Origin of the sequence: Flavobacterium hankyongi, assembly GCF_036840915.1 — a bacterium.
In the GTDB taxonomy this organism is placed as follows: domain Bacteria; phylum Bacteroidota; class Bacteroidia; order Flavobacteriales; family Flavobacteriaceae; genus Flavobacterium; species Flavobacterium hankyongi.
This window is the reverse complement of the sequence record NZ_CP085725.1, coordinates 301,281-318,301: the sequence shown is the minus strand read 5'-3', so window position 1 is coordinate 318,301 and position 17,021 is coordinate 301,281. Positions and strand designations below refer to the sequence as shown.

17 protein-coding genes are annotated in these 17,021 nt (G+C 31.1%); 10 read left to right on the top strand and 7 right to left on the bottom strand.

Features of this window, described 5'->3' with window-relative positions:
* The first annotated feature begins 44 nt into the window (after positions 1–44).
* The 3 genes from LJY17_RS01520 (at position 45) to LJY17_RS01510 (ending at position 3,657) form a co-directional block, all read left to right on the top strand.
* The gene (locus LJY17_RS01520; RefSeq protein WP_264542108.1) at positions 45–1,229 is read left to right on the top strand and encodes a hypothetical protein; all 1,185 of its coding nucleotides are present in this window, start codon (positions 45–47) and stop codon (positions 1,227–1,229) included.
* A 106-nt stretch (positions 1,230–1,335) separates the two neighbouring features.
* Entirely contained in the window at positions 1,336–2,178 is an 843-nt protein-coding gene (locus LJY17_RS01515; protein ID WP_264542107.1) for a TolB family protein, read from the top strand.
* Between the two features lie 3 nt (positions 2,179–2,181).
* A complete protein-coding gene (locus LJY17_RS01510; protein WP_264542106.1) occupies positions 2,182–3,657 on the top strand; it encodes an N-acetylmuramoyl-L-alanine amidase in 1,476 nt (491 codons plus the stop codon).
* Between the two features lie 44 nt (positions 3,658–3,701).
* On the opposite strand, the gene LJY17_RS01505 is transcribed toward LJY17_RS01510, so the two are convergent.
* Genes LJY17_RS01505 through ytxJ form a run of 4 tightly spaced genes read right to left on the bottom strand, consistent with a single transcriptional unit; the run spans position 3,702 to position 5,696 of the window.
* The gene (locus LJY17_RS01505; RefSeq protein ID WP_264542105.1) at positions 3,702–4,091 is read right to left on the bottom strand and encodes a DUF1398 domain-containing protein; all 390 of its coding nucleotides are present in this window, start codon (positions 4,089–4,091) and stop codon (positions 3,702–3,704) included.
* A gap of 50 nt (positions 4,092–4,141) precedes the next feature.
* The gene (locus LJY17_RS01500) at positions 4,142–4,711 is read right to left on the bottom strand and encodes a DinB family protein (protein ID WP_264542104.1); all 570 of its coding nucleotides are present in this window, start codon (positions 4,709–4,711) and stop codon (positions 4,142–4,144) included.
* Between the two features lie 55 nt (positions 4,712–4,766).
* Positions 4,767–5,306, bottom strand: a complete 540-nt coding sequence (locus LJY17_RS01495; protein ID WP_264542103.1) for a Crp/Fnr family transcriptional regulator — start codon at positions 5,304–5,306, stop codon at positions 4,767–4,769.
* Positions 5,307–5,309: 3 nt separating this feature from the next.
* Positions 5,310–5,696 carry a bacillithiol system redox-active protein YtxJ gene (gene ytxJ / locus LJY17_RS01490; RefSeq protein WP_264542102.1) on the bottom strand — a complete coding sequence of 129 codons (387 nt, stop codon included), beginning with the start codon at positions 5,694–5,696 and terminating at the stop codon, positions 5,310–5,312.
* 148 nt (positions 5,697–5,844) lie between these two features.
* Here ytxJ and clpB point away from each other — a divergent pair, with 148 nt between their 5' ends.
* The 3 genes from clpB (at position 5,845) to LJY17_RS01475 (ending at position 11,220) form a co-directional block, all read left to right on the top strand.
* Complete coding sequence (clpB, locus tag LJY17_RS01485; protein ID WP_264542101.1) at positions 5,845–8,445, top strand: ATP-dependent chaperone ClpB; 2,601 nt, start codon at positions 5,845–5,847, stop codon at positions 8,443–8,445.
* Positions 8,446–8,575: 130 nt separating this feature from the next.
* Complete coding sequence (locus LJY17_RS01480) at positions 8,576–9,715, top strand: ATP-binding cassette domain-containing protein (RefSeq protein WP_264542100.1); 1,140 nt, start codon at positions 8,576–8,578, stop codon at positions 9,713–9,715.
* 8 nt (positions 9,716–9,723) lie between these two features.
* On the top strand, positions 9,724–11,220 hold the full coding sequence (locus LJY17_RS01475) for a hypothetical protein (RefSeq protein ID WP_264542099.1): 1,497 nt from the start codon (positions 9,724–9,726) through the stop codon (positions 11,218–11,220).
* A 106-nt stretch (positions 11,221–11,326) separates the two neighbouring features.
* Here LJY17_RS01475 and LJY17_RS01470 read toward each other — a convergent pair whose 3' ends face one another.
* The gene (locus LJY17_RS01470) at positions 11,327–11,848 is read right to left on the bottom strand and encodes a hypothetical protein (protein ID WP_264542098.1); all 522 of its coding nucleotides are present in this window, start codon (positions 11,846–11,848) and stop codon (positions 11,327–11,329) included.
* Between the two features lie 284 nt (positions 11,849–12,132).
* Between LJY17_RS01470 and LJY17_RS01465 the strand changes: the two genes are divergently transcribed.
* Genes LJY17_RS01465 through LJY17_RS01455 form a run of 3 tightly spaced genes read left to right on the top strand, consistent with a single transcriptional unit; the run spans position 12,133 to position 14,091 of the window.
* Positions 12,133–12,981: an aldose 1-epimerase family protein gene (locus tag LJY17_RS01465; protein ID WP_264542097.1), complete on the top strand. Its 849-nt coding sequence runs from the start codon at positions 12,133–12,135 to the stop codon at positions 12,979–12,981.
* Complete coding sequence (locus LJY17_RS01460; protein WP_319800116.1) at positions 12,941–13,537, top strand: GNAT family N-acetyltransferase; 597 nt, start codon at positions 12,941–12,943, stop codon at positions 13,535–13,537. Before LJY17_RS01465 ends, LJY17_RS01460 begins: the two co-directional genes overlap by 41 nt.
* Positions 13,537–14,091 (top strand): DUF3575 domain-containing protein, encoded by a 555-nt coding sequence (locus LJY17_RS01455; protein ID WP_264542096.1) that lies wholly within the window; start codon positions 13,537–13,539, stop codon positions 14,089–14,091. Before LJY17_RS01460 ends, LJY17_RS01455 begins: the two co-directional genes overlap by 1 nt.
* A gap of 38 nt (positions 14,092–14,129) precedes the next feature.
* Here LJY17_RS01455 and LJY17_RS01450 read toward each other — a convergent pair whose 3' ends face one another.
* Positions 14,130–15,626, bottom strand: a complete 1,497-nt coding sequence (locus LJY17_RS01450) for a S8 family peptidase (protein ID WP_264542095.1) — start codon at positions 15,624–15,626, stop codon at positions 14,130–14,132.
* A 171-nt stretch (positions 15,627–15,797) separates the two neighbouring features.
* On the opposite strand from LJY17_RS01450, the gene smpB reads away from it, so the two are divergent.
* Entirely contained in the window at positions 15,798–16,253 is a 456-nt protein-coding gene (smpB, locus tag LJY17_RS01445) for an SsrA-binding protein SmpB (protein WP_264542094.1), read from the top strand.
* 44 nt (positions 16,254–16,297) lie between these two features.
* Here the strand turns inward: smpB and LJY17_RS01440 are convergent, their stop codons facing one another.
* Entirely contained in the window at positions 16,298–16,975 is a 678-nt protein-coding gene (locus LJY17_RS01440; RefSeq protein ID WP_264542093.1) for an OmpW/AlkL family protein, read from the bottom strand.
* Positions 16,976–17,021: the final 46 nt, after the last annotated feature.

Genomic DNA, 17,021 nt, shown 5'->3' with positions numbered 1-17,021 from the left:
GGATAAAGCTCCTAAAAATATATATTTGCCAAAATTTGAAACGCATGAGAAAAATTACCTTTTTAGTTATTGTTTTTAGTTTTCTTATTGGTTGTGGTGTGAAAAGCACTCAATCTATGCTTAGTAATGGGGATTATGATGGTGCAATTTATCGTGCAACCGAGGCTCTTAATACTAATAAAAATTCAAAAGGGAAACAAGATTATGTTTATTTGATTGAAGAAGCTTTTGCAAAAGCAAAAGAGCGTGATTTGCGCGACATTGAAATGCTTCAAAAAGATGGAAATCCTGCAAATCTTGAAAAAATTTACAATACATATTTACAACTTAACAATCGTCAAGAAAAGATTAGACCTTTGTTACCTTTATCTTTATTGAAAGAAGGAAGAAATGCCTACTTCCCTTTTGATGATTATTCAACTCAAATTGTAAAGAGTAAAGAATCGCTTTCTAAATACTTATACGACAATTCTAAAAATTTAATGAAGCAAAACGATAAAATGTCTTTTAGAAAAGCATTTGATGATTTTGCTTATTTAGAAAAAATTAATCCTGGTTATAAAGATGTGAGCAAGATGATAAATGAAGCTCAATATAAAGGAACCGATTATGTGAGTGTTTATACCAAAAACGAAACACAAATGGTAATTCCTACTCGTTTACAATCGGATTTACTTGATTTTAGCACTTTTGGACTAGATGATAAATGGACTGTATATCATAGCAATCGTCAAAAAGGAATTAATTATGACTATGGTTTGATTGTTAACTTCCGTCAGATAAACATTTCGCCAGAACAGATAAAAGAGCGAGAATTCACTAAAGAAAAACAAGTTGCTGATGGTAAAAAACCACTGCTTGACACAAACGGAAACCAAGTAAAAGACGAAAAAGGAAATGTTGTAATGGTTGACAATATGAAAACTGTTCGTGCAACAATATATGAATTTAAACAATTTAAAGCGTGTAATATAACTGCGAAAGTAGATTATATCGATTTTAGAACAAATCAGTTAATAGATACGTTTCCAATTTCAAGTGAGTTCATTTTTGAGTACATATATGCTAACTACAACGGAGATAGAAATGCTTGTGACAGTGATTATTTACAGTATTTTGGCAGAAGAGCCACTCCTTTTCCTAGCAATGAACAAATGGTTTATGATTCTGGAGAAGATTTAAAAGCGAAACTAAAAAGTATTATTACCAGAAATAAGTTTAGAAGATAATTCTACATATATTCCCGTAATTAACATCAAACACCTTAAAATCAAGGTGTTTCTTTTTGTTTTTATTTATTTTGTAGTATTTTTACTATTAACAAAAACAAAAAATATGAAAAGAAACATCTTATTATGTGCTTTATTGCTTCTTGGAATTCAGTTGCAGGCACAAGAATTTTCGAAACCAAAAGAAATTCCTGTAAAAGGAAATTTCACAAACCCAGTTGCTTCTCCAGATGGTAAGTATGCTCTTCTTACACAAGAACATAATCATGGAGTCTATTTATTGAACTTAACGACTTATGATGTTGTGCCAATTTCACCAAATACAGGTATTGGTTATGGTTACACATGGAATGCTGATAGTCAAACATTTTATTTTAAAGAAAAAGGAGAAAAAGAATACTTTTCAAATTCTAAAGTAAAATCGTATTCAATTAAAGAGAAAACAGCTTCAGAAATAGATTTAAATCACAATCTTCTTCCTTCATTTAATGGTAAAAACGAAATAGTAGTTCATACTAATCCTTTTACATTACAAATTGAAGCTACTAATCTAAAAACGCAAAAAACTTGGCTCATAACTAGTAACGAAGGACAATACTATAATGCAATTCTTTCTCATGACGGAAAAAGAGTTGCTGTACATAATGGTCCTGATATTTGGGTTTATAATATAGATGGATCTGGAAAAGGGAAACTTATTGGTCAAGGAATTGCAACATCATGGTCAAATGATGATAAATATCTTATTGGTTTCTTAGATGAAAGTCAGGATGGACATTCTATAAGCAATTCCGAAATTCTACTCTTTGATGTAGAAAATGCAAGAACCAAAAAAATAACTTCTACAGAGAATCAGTTTGAAATGTTTCCATCATTATTTGGTGAAAATCAAGTTATTTTTTCTGATGAAAATTCTGGAAAAATCTATGTATCAACTCTAAAACTTTAAGCCATGAAACAAATTTCAACAATACTATTTGCTCTTTTTACAGCAATAACAATTCAAGCTCAAGTTGTAGTTATTGATCCTGGTCACGGTTATGGAGCCACTACAAGTGACAATCCTGACGGAAGAACAGCAACAGAAATTGAAACCTCATTAGATGTTGGTTTGCGTACTAGAACTCTAATTCAAAATTCATGTTCATCTTGGACAGTTCATATGACCAGAACAACAAATTTAAACAGTTGGACATCGGTTACTCAACGTGCAACAATGTCTAACAATTGGGGTGCAGACCGTTTGTTAAGTATTCACTGTAATGCAGGAGGTGGAACAGGAACAGAAACATTCTATTGTACCTATGATGACACCACAACAGCTGCTGATATTGCATTTGCTCAAAAAATTCAAAATGATATGGCAACAAACGGTTCTTGGAGCAACCGTAGATGTGTTGAAGACAACAGCTTCCTCGCCTACCATTTAGGTGTTTTAAGATATTCTTCGGCGACTGGATGTTTAAATGAACTTGGATTTGTTGATACTTCGGATGCTACAAAATTAACTAGTCCTACATGGAGGGCTACTTTTGCAAATTCATATTTTAGTTCTTTAAAATCTAACTTAGGAACTACGTGTAGTTCATCTTTACCTGGATCATTTAGCCTAACATTAACTCCTGAATGTAGTGGTACTACTTCACAAATGCGATTAAATTGGACTGCATCTACAGGGGCAACTTCATACGACGTTTACAGAAATGGATCATTATATGCTAGTGATATAACAGGAACACAATTTTTAAACACTTATTTAATTACTCCAGGAACGAGCTACTCTTACTATGTAAAAGCTAAAAATAGTGCTGGAGGAACCAATAATTCTAATGGAACTAGAACAGCTACAGCTGTTGGTTGTGTTCCTGGAGCATTTACGGTTAGTACAACTGCAACATGCAGTGCATCAACAAGTGCGATTAATGTAACATGGACAGCTTCTACAAACGCAACTTCATACGATATTTATAGAAACGGTAATTTATATGCTCCAGATGTGACAGGGACATCATTTTTAAACACATATCTAATTACCGCAGGCACTAACTACACCTATTCAATGGTAGCAAAAAACAGTGCTGGAACAACAAATAATTCTAATGGAACAAGATCTGTTACCGCAATTAGTTGCGCTGCAAAAATTTCAGAAGATAATGTAAATCATATTGCCAGCGGTACACCTGCATTTAAAGTTTACCCAAATCCAACTTCAGGATTGATATCAGTGAGCTTAAACAATATAAATTCGGCAAAAGCAGCATTTTTTGTTTTTGACATTACAGGAAAACAAGTTTACTCTTCTGAATCAGCCATTAAAGAAAAAGATTTAGTAACAGAAATTAATATCGAAAAACTACCTAGTGGGACATACATACTTCTTGTTCAACTCGATAATAAAGAATACTCTCAAAAAATAATAAAACAATAAATAAAAATCCCGAAGCTTAATACTTCGGGATTTTTATTTAAATCTTATTGAGGAATAATTTCTTGAAGCATTTCATTTTCCTTTTTATCAAAGTAAGTACAGGTCATCCCTTTCATAGAAACTTTCCATTTCTCAACACCTGATTTTGCACAATCATTACAAAAAGTCATGTAATCTGTTTTTCCTTGCTGATGATCTTTTAAATCAGATTTGAATTGTTCAACATTAACCGAATCTGAAATGATTAGAGCATTATACTTGGGTTCAGAAATGATTTTATACTCTTCATTTCCTTCAAAAACCGTGTGACCATCCGAAACAAAAGTTTCATAATTGGTTACACCTAACCCAATTAAGTCCTTTATGTAATTGGGAAAATCGGCACCTGATTTTACTTTAGCATGCGCTTCTTTGATTTGTACTAATGTGAACATATTTATTACTTTTTATACTCTATAAATTTAAACAATAAAAAGATTTGTAGTTATACTTCAACTTTTTGTTTTAGATTATTTTGAGAAGTCAAAACCCTTTCAGCCTGAAATATATGTCTTTGATTGTGATAAATTACGAATCTAAAAGTATCTCCTAATTTTATTCTAATCCATTTTGAAATACTAACCCCTGTTTTCAATTTGTTTAGATTCACTTTATTTGATGCTGCCAACAATTCCAATAATTTATTCTGTTGAAGAATAAAATTGTCAATTACATTTCTATCCAACTTACTCCCTATTGGATCTGTTTTCTTAAATGTTTTCATTTTATTCAGTTTTGCTTTTGGCTGCATGCTTTTGGCAAAATAATCTCCTAAAAATCCAGGACGGAATTCATTCTCTGGTGAAATTGTAGCTTTTCGGATTGTACTTTCAATCTCTGGAAGGTAAAAGTTACCATAAATATTCAAGTGTTCCAAACATTCTAAAATACTCCAGCTTTTTATATCGCTTCTAAAATTGAGCTCTTCATTAGACAAATCATAAAGACTTTGTGCAAAATTGATATTTTGAAGTGTAATCAATCTTAATTCCGAAATTAAATCTATAGTTTTCATTCTCTTTGTTTTGAACAAATTTCTGAATTAATAAGCACCAAAAAATTGATTGAAATCAAGACTTTTTCAAACGTGATAAAGTTTCAGGTGTCATACGGAGATAATTGGCAATGTACTTATGTGGAATTTCCTGAAAAAGTCTTGGACTTCTTTTTAAAACCCTAGAATATCGCTCATTTACAGAAGAAATCAGCAAATCTTTTTCTCGTTCCATTTGCTGCAAAACCAAATTTTGAAGAATGGAATTCCACAATTTTAGATTGTCTTCTTCTTTATTAATGAAATCAAAAAACGCTTTTTTAGAAATAACTTTTACCACAGTTTTTTTTATTGCCTGAATATAAAAATCAGAAGGCTCTTCGATTAAAAAGGAATCCAATGAAACAATTAAATCATTTTGATAACCAAAACGAATGATTTGTTCTTCCTTCTCTTGAGCAATGTATATTCTCAAGCTTCCTTCTTCAATGAAATAGATATTAGTATCGACTGTTCCTGCAACTTTCAAGAATTCATTTCGTTTAACCACCAACTCTTCTTCAAATAAGTTGTTCGCTTTGAGTAGGTCTAAAATTCCTGAAGATTTGACAGCCATAGACTAAATATAATTTTTCAGATCTTCTATAGTAATGCTATCGTGAGAAGCATCATAAACTGCTTTGCCATTTTTAATCACAATCAACTGTGGAGATTGATGAGTAACATTAAAAACAGCAGCTATTTCGTTAGAAATGGGTCTAAACTCTAATAAATCCAAGAAATATGGTTTTACTTTATCTCCTAAATCAAATTCCTTTTCAAAATTTTTTAAAACTGTTCTACTGATTATACAACGTGTGCTGTGTTTAAAAATTAAAACAGGTATCTCCCACGAATCATTAATAATCATATCTAATTGATCTAGATGGGTTAAACCCGTCCAGCTCATTTTTGATTCTTCCTTTTGTTGTTCGTTGTTGCCAAAAATATTCTTTAAAAAACTCATATTTTGTCTTGTTTTCAGACATTTTGTCTTGATAATATTGTTCAAATCAATTAAAATCAGTCATTTTGTCTTGATTTATACATTGGAATACAAATTGACTATTTCAATGCAAAGCTAAACTTTAAAACAATACATAGTAAGTAAAAATATGAATCTAAACAATTTAACAATCAAATCGCAAGAAGCTTTGCAACAAGCACAGCAAATTGCACAAGCCAACGGTCAACAACAGTTGGAAAACGAACACATCTTTAAAGGAATATTAGAAGTTGATGAAAACGTAGCTCCTTTTATTCTTAAAAAACTAAATGTAAACGTAAATCTGTTCAAACAAATCTTGGACAGTACTATTCAAAGTTTTCCAAAAGTTTCAGGTGGCGAATTAATGCTTTCTCGTGAAGCTGGAACAGCTTTAAACGAAGCCAACATTATTGCTAAAAAAATGAACGATGAATATGTTTCTATCGAACATTTGATATTGGCTATTTTTAAATCAAAAAGTAAAGTTTCTCAAATATTAAAAGACCAAGGTGTAACCGAAAAAGGTCTGGAAGCTGCCATTGCTGAAATTCGTAAAGGAGAACGAGTAACCTCCGCTTCTGCAGAAGAAACCTATAATGCTTTAAACAAATACGCTAAGAATTTAAATCAATTAGCAAATGATGGTAAACTCGATCCAGTGATTGGTCGTGATGAAGAAATCCGTCGTGTATTACAAATCTTATCAAGAAGAACTAAAAACAATCCAATGTTGATTGGTGAACCTGGTGTGGGTAAAACCGCTATCGCAGAAGGATTAGCACATAGAATCGTAGCTGGAGACGTTCCTGAAAACTTAAAAGATAAAGTAGTTTTCTCTTTAGACATGGGTGCTTTGATTGCAGGTGCAAAATATAAAGGTGAATTTGAAGAGCGTTTAAAATCCGTGGTAAAAGAAGTGACTTCTGCCGAAGGAGATATTGTTCTTTTCATTGATGAAATCCACACATTAGTAGGTGCAGGAGGTGGCGAAGGCGCTATGGATGCTGCCAATATTTTAAAACCAGCTTTAGCTCGTGGAGAACTAAGAGCTATTGGTGCTACTACTTTAGACGAATATCAAAAATATTTTGAAAAAGATAAAGCTTTGGAACGTCGTTTCCAAAAAGTAAATGTAGATGAACCTGATACTGAAAGTGCGATTTCAATCTTACGTGGTATTAAAGAGAAATACGAAACACACCATAAAGTACGAATCAAAGACGATGCAATTATTGCGGCGGTAGAATTATCACAACGTTATATTACCAATCGATTCTTACCAGATAAAGCGATTGACTTGATGGATGAAGCTGCTTCAAAACTACGCATGGAAATCAACTCCAAACCGGAAGAATTAGATGTTTTGGATCGTAAAATCATGCAGCTGGAAATTGAAATCGAAGCGATTAAACGTGAGAATGACGAAAACAAATTAAAAGTACTTGGTTTGGATTTGGCGAACTTAAAAGAAGAGCGCAACGAAGTGTATACCCGTTGGAAATCTGAGAAAGATTTGGTAGACAACATTCAATCTGTAAAACAACAAATTGAAGATTTTAAAGCTGAAGCTGAACGTGCCGAACGCGACGGAGATTATGGAAAAGTAGCCGAAATCCGTTATGGAAAAATCAAAGAAGCTCAGGAAAAACTGGATGATTTACAAAAACAGTTACAGGAAAATCAATCGGATAAATCTTTAATTAAGGAAGAAGTAACTCACGATGATATTGCTGAAGTAGTTGCTAAATGGACTGGAATTCCAGTTACTAAAATGCTACAAAGTGAGCGTGAAAAGTTACTAAAACTTGAAGACGAATTGCATCGCAGAGTAGTTGGACAGGAAGAAGCAATTACGGCAATTAGTGACGCTGTTCGCAGAAGTCGTGCCGGATTACAGGATGCAAAAAAACCAATAGGTTCTTTCCTATTCTTAGGAACAACTGGAGTTGGAAAAACGGAATTGGCAAAAGCATTGGCCGAATATTTATTCGATGATGAAAATGCTATGACTAGAATCGACATGAGCGAATATCAGGAACGCCACAGCGTAAGTCGCTTAGTAGGTGCGCCTCCGGGATATGTTGGTTATGATGAAGGTGGTCAGCTTACAGAAGCAGTTCGAAGAAAACCTTATTCTGTAGTGTTGCTCGACGAAATTGAAAAAGCACATCCAGATACGTTCAACATTTTGCTACAGGTTTTGGACGAAGGACGTTTAACGGACAACAAAGGACGATTAGCTGATTTTAAAAACACGATCATAATTATGACTTCCAATATGGGAAGCCACATTATACAAGAAAAGTTTGAAAATTTAAAAGGTGGTATTGAAGCCGCAACTGAAGCTGCAAAAGTGGAAGTTTTAGGTTTGTTAAAACAAACGGTGCGTCCAGAGTTTATTAACCGTATCGATGAAATTGTAATGTTCACACCATTAACAAATGAGAACATTCGTGAGATTGTTGGTTTACAACTGAAAAGTGTTATCAAAATGCTTGCATTACAACACATTACAATGGATGCCACACCAGAAGCTATTGCTTACTTATCAGAAAAAGGATTCGATCCTACTTTTGGTGCAAGACCAGTAAAACGAGTAATCCAGAAGGAGGTTTTAAATCAGCTTTCTAAAGAAATACTAGCAGGAAAAGTTACAACTGATAGTATAATACTATTGGATAGTTTTGATGGACAACTGGTTTTTAGAAATCAAACAGAAAAAGAGTAATTACAATTTCATATTTATTTAGTTTTTGGTTATACCTGACTGATTTGTTTATCAGTCAGGTATTTTTTATTCATATTAAGTGATTTTTTATTCCTACATTCGGAAAAATTAAACTTTCCCTTTGATAGATATGAACTTATTTGAAAAGCAATATCAAGAAGTTATTGAACTTATTGGTTTTGAAGATTATAATCAAGCAACCAAAAGAATTATCGATTTTACTCTAGACACAGAAAACATAGATTTTTATAAAAAAACTAATGATTTCTTAAACTGGCATGATACTAATAATGATTCAGTTGAAGTAAAAAAGAGACTAACTGAATTAGCTTCTAGCCTACACAACTTTCTTCTTAAAAAAGAAATAAAACCTCATCAAACGATTATTTCAATTGAAAAACTTGGAAAAAAATATAGTACAAGTTTTACGCTAGGCCCAATCAATTTAGATATTAAATCGGGTGAAATTATTGGTTTAGTGGGTGAAAACGGGAATGGTAAAACAACATTATTAAGAAGTATTTGTGGTGAACTACATCCATCTTCAGGAGGCATTAAATACAATTTCCAATATGATGATTTATTTGATTTAAGAACAAAACTAGTTTACATTCCTCAAAGAACAGAAACTTGGCGAGGTTCTATGTATGAAAATCTAGAATTTGCAGCCAGTTGTTATGGCTATTTACCCGAAGAAAACAACTTAGTGGTCGATTTGATTATAACACGATTAGGACTTAGAAAATTTAAAAATTACAACTGGAACGGATTATCTTCTGGATATAAAATGCGGTTTGAATTAGCTAGAATGCTATTAAGAAAACCTAAAGTATTGCTTATTGATGAGCCTTTGGCGAACTTAGATATTCTGGCGCAACAAACCATTTTAGATGATTTCAGAAACATAGCTAATTCGGCATTTAGACCTATTGCCATTGTATTAAGTTCACAACAGTTATATGAAGTAGAAAAAACATCTAATCAAGTGGTTTTTCTAAAACAAGGAAGTCAACGAAATCTAAAATCTGAAGAATCACAAGAACATCACTTTATTATTGAATTTGAAACCAATGAATCGTTGAGTGTTGTTAATGAAAAATTGGCTAAACTTAATTTAATTTCATTGGAACAAAACGGTGGAACTTTAATTGCCTCATTCCCTTTAGATGTTACTATAAATGATTTTATGAAAATTGTTATCAATGAAAACATTCATATAAACTACTTAAGAAACATTACTCATTCAACAAGAAGATTCTTCATCAAATAATATTACTCATGTTAGGTAAAATTCAAAAACAATTACTTTTAAAATATCCTTTACTGTGGAACACAAAATTTGTTCCTATGGTTTGTATTGGGGCATTAATAAATTTATTATATTTTTTCATTGGATATGCAGATGGATCTATTGATTTCAAAGAACGTTATGACTCTGATTTAGATTTTACTTTTTTTAGTTTTTGCTTTCTAATTTCTGTTGTGTTACTCATTTTATGGCTGGTAAATTACTTCAGAAACAATTCTCTTAAATCGTTTTATCCAAAAAGCAAGTACAGTTTGTTTTACGAATGGATTCAGATTTTAATTATCGTTTTATTATTGATTGGTTTTTTCTTTCCATTTGAAATAGGAAGAAAACTTCATAAACAAAGCTATATAACTAAAGAAGTTGCCAAAAAAAGATGTGAAATAATATCTAAAGCTGATTTTTTCATTGATGGTAGTTTTGGCGAAGCAGAAATTGATTCAGTAAATTCGGTTTTTAATGATACAGTGATTAATGGTGAACCTAAGTATACTAATATTGTTTATAAAGATTACATTACTCTTTTTGGTAAAAAATATGTAGCCACATCGCTGATAAACAGAAATACAAGAGGATTTGCTTTTTTTACAGATGTTGAAGATTCACTTCGAAAAGTAGAAATGCAAAAAATACTTTTCAAAGATGAAAGTCATAAAATAAAAAAACTTATGACTGACTATATGTCGATTGTAAAAGAACATGGTTTACAAACAAATCTTACAAAAGAAAAATGGTTTGATATAACATACAATGCACCTGATTTTAAGAAGTATGAATTAATTACACCTTACAAACCTAGTGATAGTACTGATGGTTATTATTATAATGATTATGAAGAACCAGTATCCGTAACTACAGCTGTTGCTAATTACGAATACAAAAAAGAATATTCAAAATATTACATCGAACAAAACACTCTTGCTCACAACTACCAAGAAATAGCGAGATCTTATGTCAATTCAATTTTTACAGAAGACACTTTACTTCCGTTCTTTTATTTTGGATTTGGAATTTCGTTATTAATCTTTTCCTTTAGAGTGACTTCGGGGAAAAGTTGGCTTATTGCTGTTGTAACTTTAGGAGTTTTAAACTTAATTCTAGGCATTTTTTCAGCCTTGAGCGGAGAGTTTATCACCTATACCATCTTGATGATTTTGTTTATTCTAGCTGCAATAATTTATTATTCATCAATTTTGATATCAAAGAAAAGTCAGAATATTTCTAAAATCGTGCTCAATCTTTTGTTATGGCTATTTGGTGCATTAATTCCTTTAATATATGCAACTTACCAAGAGATTTATAAAAAATCGATTGAATATAAAGATGACTATTATTATGACTCACATTATGAATTTTTAAGAGACAATGTCCCTTCAATGCTTTCAATTAATCTTTTTGTAGTTTTTATAATGATGTTCTTTTTATGTTCATTAATTAGAAAATGGAAAGGAATTGCTGAAGATTAAAAAAGAAAGGGTTTAGAAACATTGATGACTAAACCCTTTTTTAATTGATGATTTTTAAGTTTAAACTTATATGTGACATTTGTTAAAGAATAGGTTAATTTGAAAACTAGATTCCTGCAATAATTTCTCCATTAGGATGCACGACCAGTCTTTTAACATCGTTGTCTTTTTTAATCTTTAAATTATATTGTTTTTTTAGAACATCACCATCTGCTTGACTATATAAGAATTTATCATTCACAATAACCCAGCCTGGAAATTTTTTATACACTGAATATATAACCGATTTAGGTAATTTTACATTGTCATATTTCTCAACAACTCTAATTAATTTACCAGTATCATTATAAGTTGCTACAAGCGAAGCTTCTTTTGCATCGAAAAACACTAGATATTCGTCATGTCCCTCGTAATCTTTACCAATATTATATCCAACAAACTTATCCTGCATTTGTCTAACTTTAGCATCTGGATTTCTATCTGGTAGATAAACAGAAAAATCTTTTCCTGCGCTTTTAATAACGACTGCAGGCAATTCATCGGGTCTCATTTCATCGTCTAGAATAGTCTGCGCGTTTAACGTCAAAGTAAAACCCACCAGAGCTACAATACTAAATACTAACTTCATAATTACAAATTTTAATTAAACAATTAATAAAAAATAACTTTTTAGCTACTATCGTAAGGCTTACATTTACTTCCCCTTTTGTTAAGTGATGAATAACTTAAAAGTGCTTAAAAAAGTTTTTGGAATAGGATTTCGGAAGATGATGGGGGAAAAATTTGATTACGTAAAGTTAACTCTATAAAAGATTAAGTATTGTTAATCATTTCTATAAACAATGTTAATTATTTATACCATTTTTTAATAGTTTAAATCGTTACTTTTGGATAACTTAAATTAGTTAGAAATTGATACATAAAATTCTTCACAATAATATTTTGGTTGAGATTAATTCTCTTGGAGCCGAATTGATTCAGATTTCAAAGGATAACATCAATTATATATGGAATGTAGATGAGACCTTTTGGAACAAAACATCACCCATATTATTTCCCATTGTAGGAAGATTAAAAAATGATTCCTATTCTCTCAATGGAATAAACTATGAAATGGCTAGACATGGCTTTGCCAGAAACTATGACTTTACAGTCCTGAATAAAACCGAAAACTCAATTAGTTTTGTTCTTACTGATAATGAAGAAACACTCTTACAATACCCTTTTAATTTTCAATTAACAATAACTTATACAATTCATATAAAAGGTTTAACTATTGATTATACGGTAAAAAACAACTCAAAAGACCTGATGCCTTTTTCAATTGGTGCCCATCCAGCAATAAGTATTGATTCAGAATTTAAAAATTATTCAATTCAATTTGAGAATGATTCTGAACTTATTAGTCACGAGTTGGAAAATGAAAATTTTTCAGGGAAAACTAATCCAATCAAACTTGAAGAAAAAACCTTAAAATTAAACTACGATTTGTTTGAAAAAGATGCAATAGTCGTAAAAGAATTTCAATCAAATTATTTAACAATTTATAAGCACAATAGTCCATTTATAAGAATTAGCTTTGATAACTTTCCGCATTTAGGTATTTGGACAAAAAAAGATGCTCAATTCTTATGTATTGAACCTTGGCAAGGCTATGCAGATAATGAAAATACAACTGGAGATTTAATAAAAAAAGAAGGTATGCTTCATTTATTACCAAATGAAGAAAAAAACTTCTCAATATCATTCGAAATACAATAACAACATGAATACCATTTCCTTTTTACCCTTTCAAAATTTAGAATCAGAAAGATTACTTCTAAGACAAATCACAACTGATGATGTTAACGAAGTTTTTGAAATGAGGAGTAATCCCGAGATTATGAAATTTGTACCAAGACCCTTAGTAACTACAAAAGAGGAAGCTTTAGGACATATTAAATTAATACAAAGCAAAATTGAAGAAAATGAAGGTATTAATTGGGCAATTACTCTTAAAGGAAATCCTAAACTAATTGGTATTATTGGTCATTATAAAATTTCATGGGAAAACTTACGATCTGAAATTGGTTATATGATTTTACCAGAATACCATGGTAAAGGGATAACATCAGAAGCTGTTAAACTTCTTATTGATTATGGCTTTAATACAATGAAAATGCATTCATTAGAAGCAGTTATTGACCCAAGAAACCAGGCATCTGCAAAAGTATTAGAAAAAAATAATTTTGTTCTTGAAGCACAATTTAAAGAAGACACATTATGGCAAGGTGAATGGCTTGATACCAATATATATTCACTACTAAATAAAAATTAATGATAAAACGGTTATTTATATTACTTCTCGTTTTAAGTTTTAATGCTATGCATTCACAAACTTATGTAAAAATAAACGGGGTTACGGCTTTTGCTCTAATTCCTAATATTGGTATTGAAACAACTTTAAAAAATCACTTAAGTTTTCAAGCCGATGTTAGTGCATCTTTTTGGAAGTCAATTAATGGTGGCCCTTTAGAATTTGTAATTATCACCCCTGAAATCAGATATCATATAAACAAAGATAATCAAGGACTATATTTTGGAGGTCATATTGCAGGAAGTACTTTTAAACTTCAAAAATGGAATTATGCAGAAACTCAATATTATCAGCAAGGATACAATTATATGATTGGAGCAACTATTGGTTATCAAAAAAAAATCTCAAATAAATTCTTAATAGACATTTTTTTAGGAGGAGGAAATCAACAAGCCTTTTACAAAGGTTATTCATTATATACCGGAGAAAGAGTTGAAAAAGCACATGACTATAACAAAAGTGGAGAATGGCTTCCATATAGAGGTGGAATAATGTTTTGCTATACTATAAATTAAAAAAGCCATCAATTACGATGGCTTTCTTTTAATTTTTTTTATTGTACCGCTAGCAAAGCATTTGGCATACCATAACCAAATTCAGAGTGCTTATTTGGATACAAATGCGATGTTTGCTTCATTTTATTTAAAACCTGATCTCTTGTCCATGAAGGGTTTTTAGCCCAAACTAGAGCGGCAATACCAGCTGTAGTTGCTGTTGCCACAGAAGAACCACCAACATAGTTTCCTTGACCATCATAATAACTATTTACTGGTATAGTACTACCTGAAGGACGCTCCATCATTATTGTAAAATCAATTTTAGAACCAGTATGACACACATCACATTTTTGATAGGTTGAAGCTTCTTTGATACCTGTTACAGCAACAGTTTCAGCCATCCATGCTGGAAAAATTACACCTACAAAGTTTGTAAAGCTTGTTGACGTCCCTCCTGCACAAAAAATTAATTTTCCTTTCCCATAAGCATACTTAACTCCATCTTCAATTTTTCCTACAGAAAATATGTGTCCCATAGACATCGAAATAATTTTAACACTTGAATTATTTGCTAATCCAGTAAATGCATTCTTAACTCCATTTTGTTCATGATATCCATCTAAAACAACATTTGAAGCTGCTCTATAAGCAATTAAATTAGCATTATATGCCACACCAACAGGTTGTCCTGCATTATTTCTAGGAGCTGTTGCCACTGAAGACATACTCGTACCATGACCACACTTGTCATTCACACCATCTGTCCCTGTACTCCATGGCCAAACAGAATCTACATATACTCCGTAACGTTGTACACTTCTTCCTGAAGAATATCCACTATTAAAACTTGAATTCAAAAGTGAATTAACTGTTGATGCTCCTGTATCAACAACACCAATAGTGACACCAGCTCCTGTACTATAATTCCAAGCTGCAGGAATATTATGATTGTTAAATGCCCAAGGTAATTTTGCATTTGGAGCTATAGTTGTATAATCCGATGAAGAAATCGTTTCAGAACTCAATCCACATCCTGAAGATGATTTTTGATAAACCATCCCTTTATTTTGAAAGTATCTAAAATCGGACGGTTCAACATATCTAATAAAATTATTTTTTCTAAGTGCGATGACTGTTTCTTGTTTTTCAATAATTACATCAATTAGATTTAAAAATGGATCAGATGAAATTAAAAAATCTTTTGACGATTTCCCTTCATACCTTTCAATAATTTGAATAATAGTATTTTGGTACCCTTTGCCACTGATCGATTTACTTCTGTCGAAATCATTCTTACTATCTCCAAATCCAATAGTACATATATTATTTCCATTTTCTAAGGCACTCCAAATCTCATGATTCGAAGCGTCTTTCCAATTAAATGAACCTTTTGTTTGAAGAGATTCATCAATTTTGGAAACAATTTGTTGTGATGTTAAAGGATTTTTTTGTTCTGGAGAAACAGTAATTTCTTCAAATTTTGAATCATCTTGGGTACACGAAGAAAACGCAATAACTACTACTGCAAGAATTCTTAAAAGTTTTTTTTTCATGTTTTGGTTTTTTGGTTTGTTAACAAATAAATTCAAAAACCTAATCTACAACATTTTATAAATAAATTGTAAGAAAAAAGATATAATTTTAATTTTGTCAAAAGTTCATGTTTAAAAAAACAAATGACAATTCGTCAAAAAACCCAAATTTCATAGTAAATTTGACCCCAAATGCAGAAAATAGTTAACATACTCAACAAAAGAGCAAAATTCGATTACGAGATTATTGATCGTTACACTGCTGGTATTGTATTAACAGGTACCGAAATAAAATCAATACGCTTAGGAAAAGCTTCAATAGCAGAAAGTTTTTGTGAATTTAGTGGCAACGAATTATTTGTAATCAATTCAAACATTGAAGAATATCTTTACGGAAATCATTATAATCACAAAGCAAAAAGTGAGCGTAAACTTTTATTGAACAAGAAAGAGTTGAAAGGCTTATTAAAAGATGTTCAAAACAAAGGATTAACTATTATCCCTTTACGTTTATTTACCAATGAAAAAGGATTGGCTAAACTTGATATAGCACTTTGCAGAGGTAAGAAAAACTACGATAAACGTGAAACTATAAAAGACAGAGATAACAAACGAGACTTAGACAGAATCAAGAAATCATATAAATAAAAAAAGGCCTAAGGCCTTTTTTTATTTATAGCAGTAATTTTTATTTAAAATTTCATCCCTACACCCATTCCTAAAACTAATGGATTTAAATCTACTTTAGCAGGAATACTTAAATTAGGAGCTAAATTTGAAGCATCTACAGTTACATCTGTCTTTAAAAACATTTTTTTAATATCAGCATTTATAAAAAACTTGTCAGTTACCATTAAATCAAACCCTGCTTGAAATGCATATCCCAATGAATTTTTATATTCTATATCTTTAACTATATTTCCTGCTTTTATGTCATAAAAAATAGTATAATTTACACCTGCCCCTAAATAAGGTTTAAAAACATTATCCTTCTCTTGATTAAAATGATATTGAACAGTAAGTGTAGGAGGTAATAATCTAACAGTACCTAAATCAACATTGTAATTTGTTGGACCACCAACAGCAGAAATATCTGAACCTATAGTTTTTACTTCATGCTTAGATGTACCTAAAATCAGCTCAGTAGCAATATTTTTTGTAAAAAAATAAGTAAAATCTAATTCCGGAATAATTTCATTTGAAACGTCTACTTTTCCACCTATTGTTGTAACATCTGATTTTTCATCAGGAACTACACCTACAACCCTTAATCGCATTTTCCATCTTAAAAAATCAGTTGATTTCGAACTTTGAGAATAACCTGCTTGAAAGGCAAATAGAGCAACTAACCCTAAAATAACTTTTTTCATTTTTGTTGTTTTTTAAAATTATACATCAAAGGTAAATTCATAAAAA

Bases quoted from the DNA above. Each gene is read 5' to 3' on its own strand.
- LJY17_RS01495 (WP_264542103.1), bottom strand. From the start codon at position 5,306: ATGGCTGTCAAATCTTCAGGAATTTTAGACCTACTCAAAGCGAACAAC.
- LJY17_RS01505 (WP_264542105.1), bottom strand. From the start codon at position 4,091: ATGTTCACATTAGTACAAATCAAAGAAGCGCATGCTAAAGTAAAATCA.
- clpB (WP_264542101.1), top strand. From the start codon at position 5,845: ATGAATCTAAACAATTTAACAATCAAATCGCAAGAAGCTTTGCAACAA.
- LJY17_RS01475 (WP_264542099.1), top strand. From the start codon at position 9,724: ATGTTAGGTAAAATTCAAAAACAATTACTTTTAAAATATCCTTTACTG.
- LJY17_RS01470 (WP_264542098.1), bottom strand. From the start codon at position 11,848: ATGAAGTTAGTATTTAGTATTGTAGCTCTGGTGGGTTTTACTTTGACG.
- LJY17_RS01520 (WP_264542108.1), top strand. From the start codon at position 45: ATGAGAAAAATTACCTTTTTAGTTATTGTTTTTAGTTTTCTTATTGGT.
- LJY17_RS01480 (WP_264542100.1), top strand. From the start codon at position 8,576: ATGAACTTATTTGAAAAGCAATATCAAGAAGTTATTGAACTTATTGGT.
- LJY17_RS01450 (WP_264542095.1), bottom strand. From the start codon at position 15,626: ATGAAAAAAAAACTTTTAAGAATTCTTGCAGTAGTAGTTATTGCGTTT.
- LJY17_RS01440 (WP_264542093.1), bottom strand. From the start codon at position 16,975: ATGAAAAAAGTTATTTTAGGGTTAGTTGCTCTATTTGCCTTTCAAGCA.
- LJY17_RS01500 (WP_264542104.1), bottom strand. From the start codon at position 4,711: ATGAAAACTATAGATTTAATTTCGGAATTAAGATTGATTACACTTCAA.
- ytxJ (WP_264542102.1), bottom strand. From the start codon at position 5,696: ATGAGTTTTTTAAAGAATATTTTTGGCAACAACGAACAACAAAAGGAA.
- LJY17_RS01460 (WP_319800116.1), top strand. From the start codon at position 12,941: ATGAAGAAAAAAACTTCTCAATATCATTCGAAATACAATAACAACATG.
- LJY17_RS01455 (WP_264542096.1), top strand. From the start codon at position 13,537: ATGATAAAACGGTTATTTATATTACTTCTCGTTTTAAGTTTTAATGCT.
- smpB (WP_264542094.1), top strand. From the start codon at position 15,798: ATGCAGAAAATAGTTAACATACTCAACAAAAGAGCAAAATTCGATTAC.
- LJY17_RS01510 (WP_264542106.1), top strand. From the start codon at position 2,182: ATGAAACAAATTTCAACAATACTATTTGCTCTTTTTACAGCAATAACA.
- LJY17_RS01515 (WP_264542107.1), top strand. From the start codon at position 1,336: ATGAAAAGAAACATCTTATTATGTGCTTTATTGCTTCTTGGAATTCAG.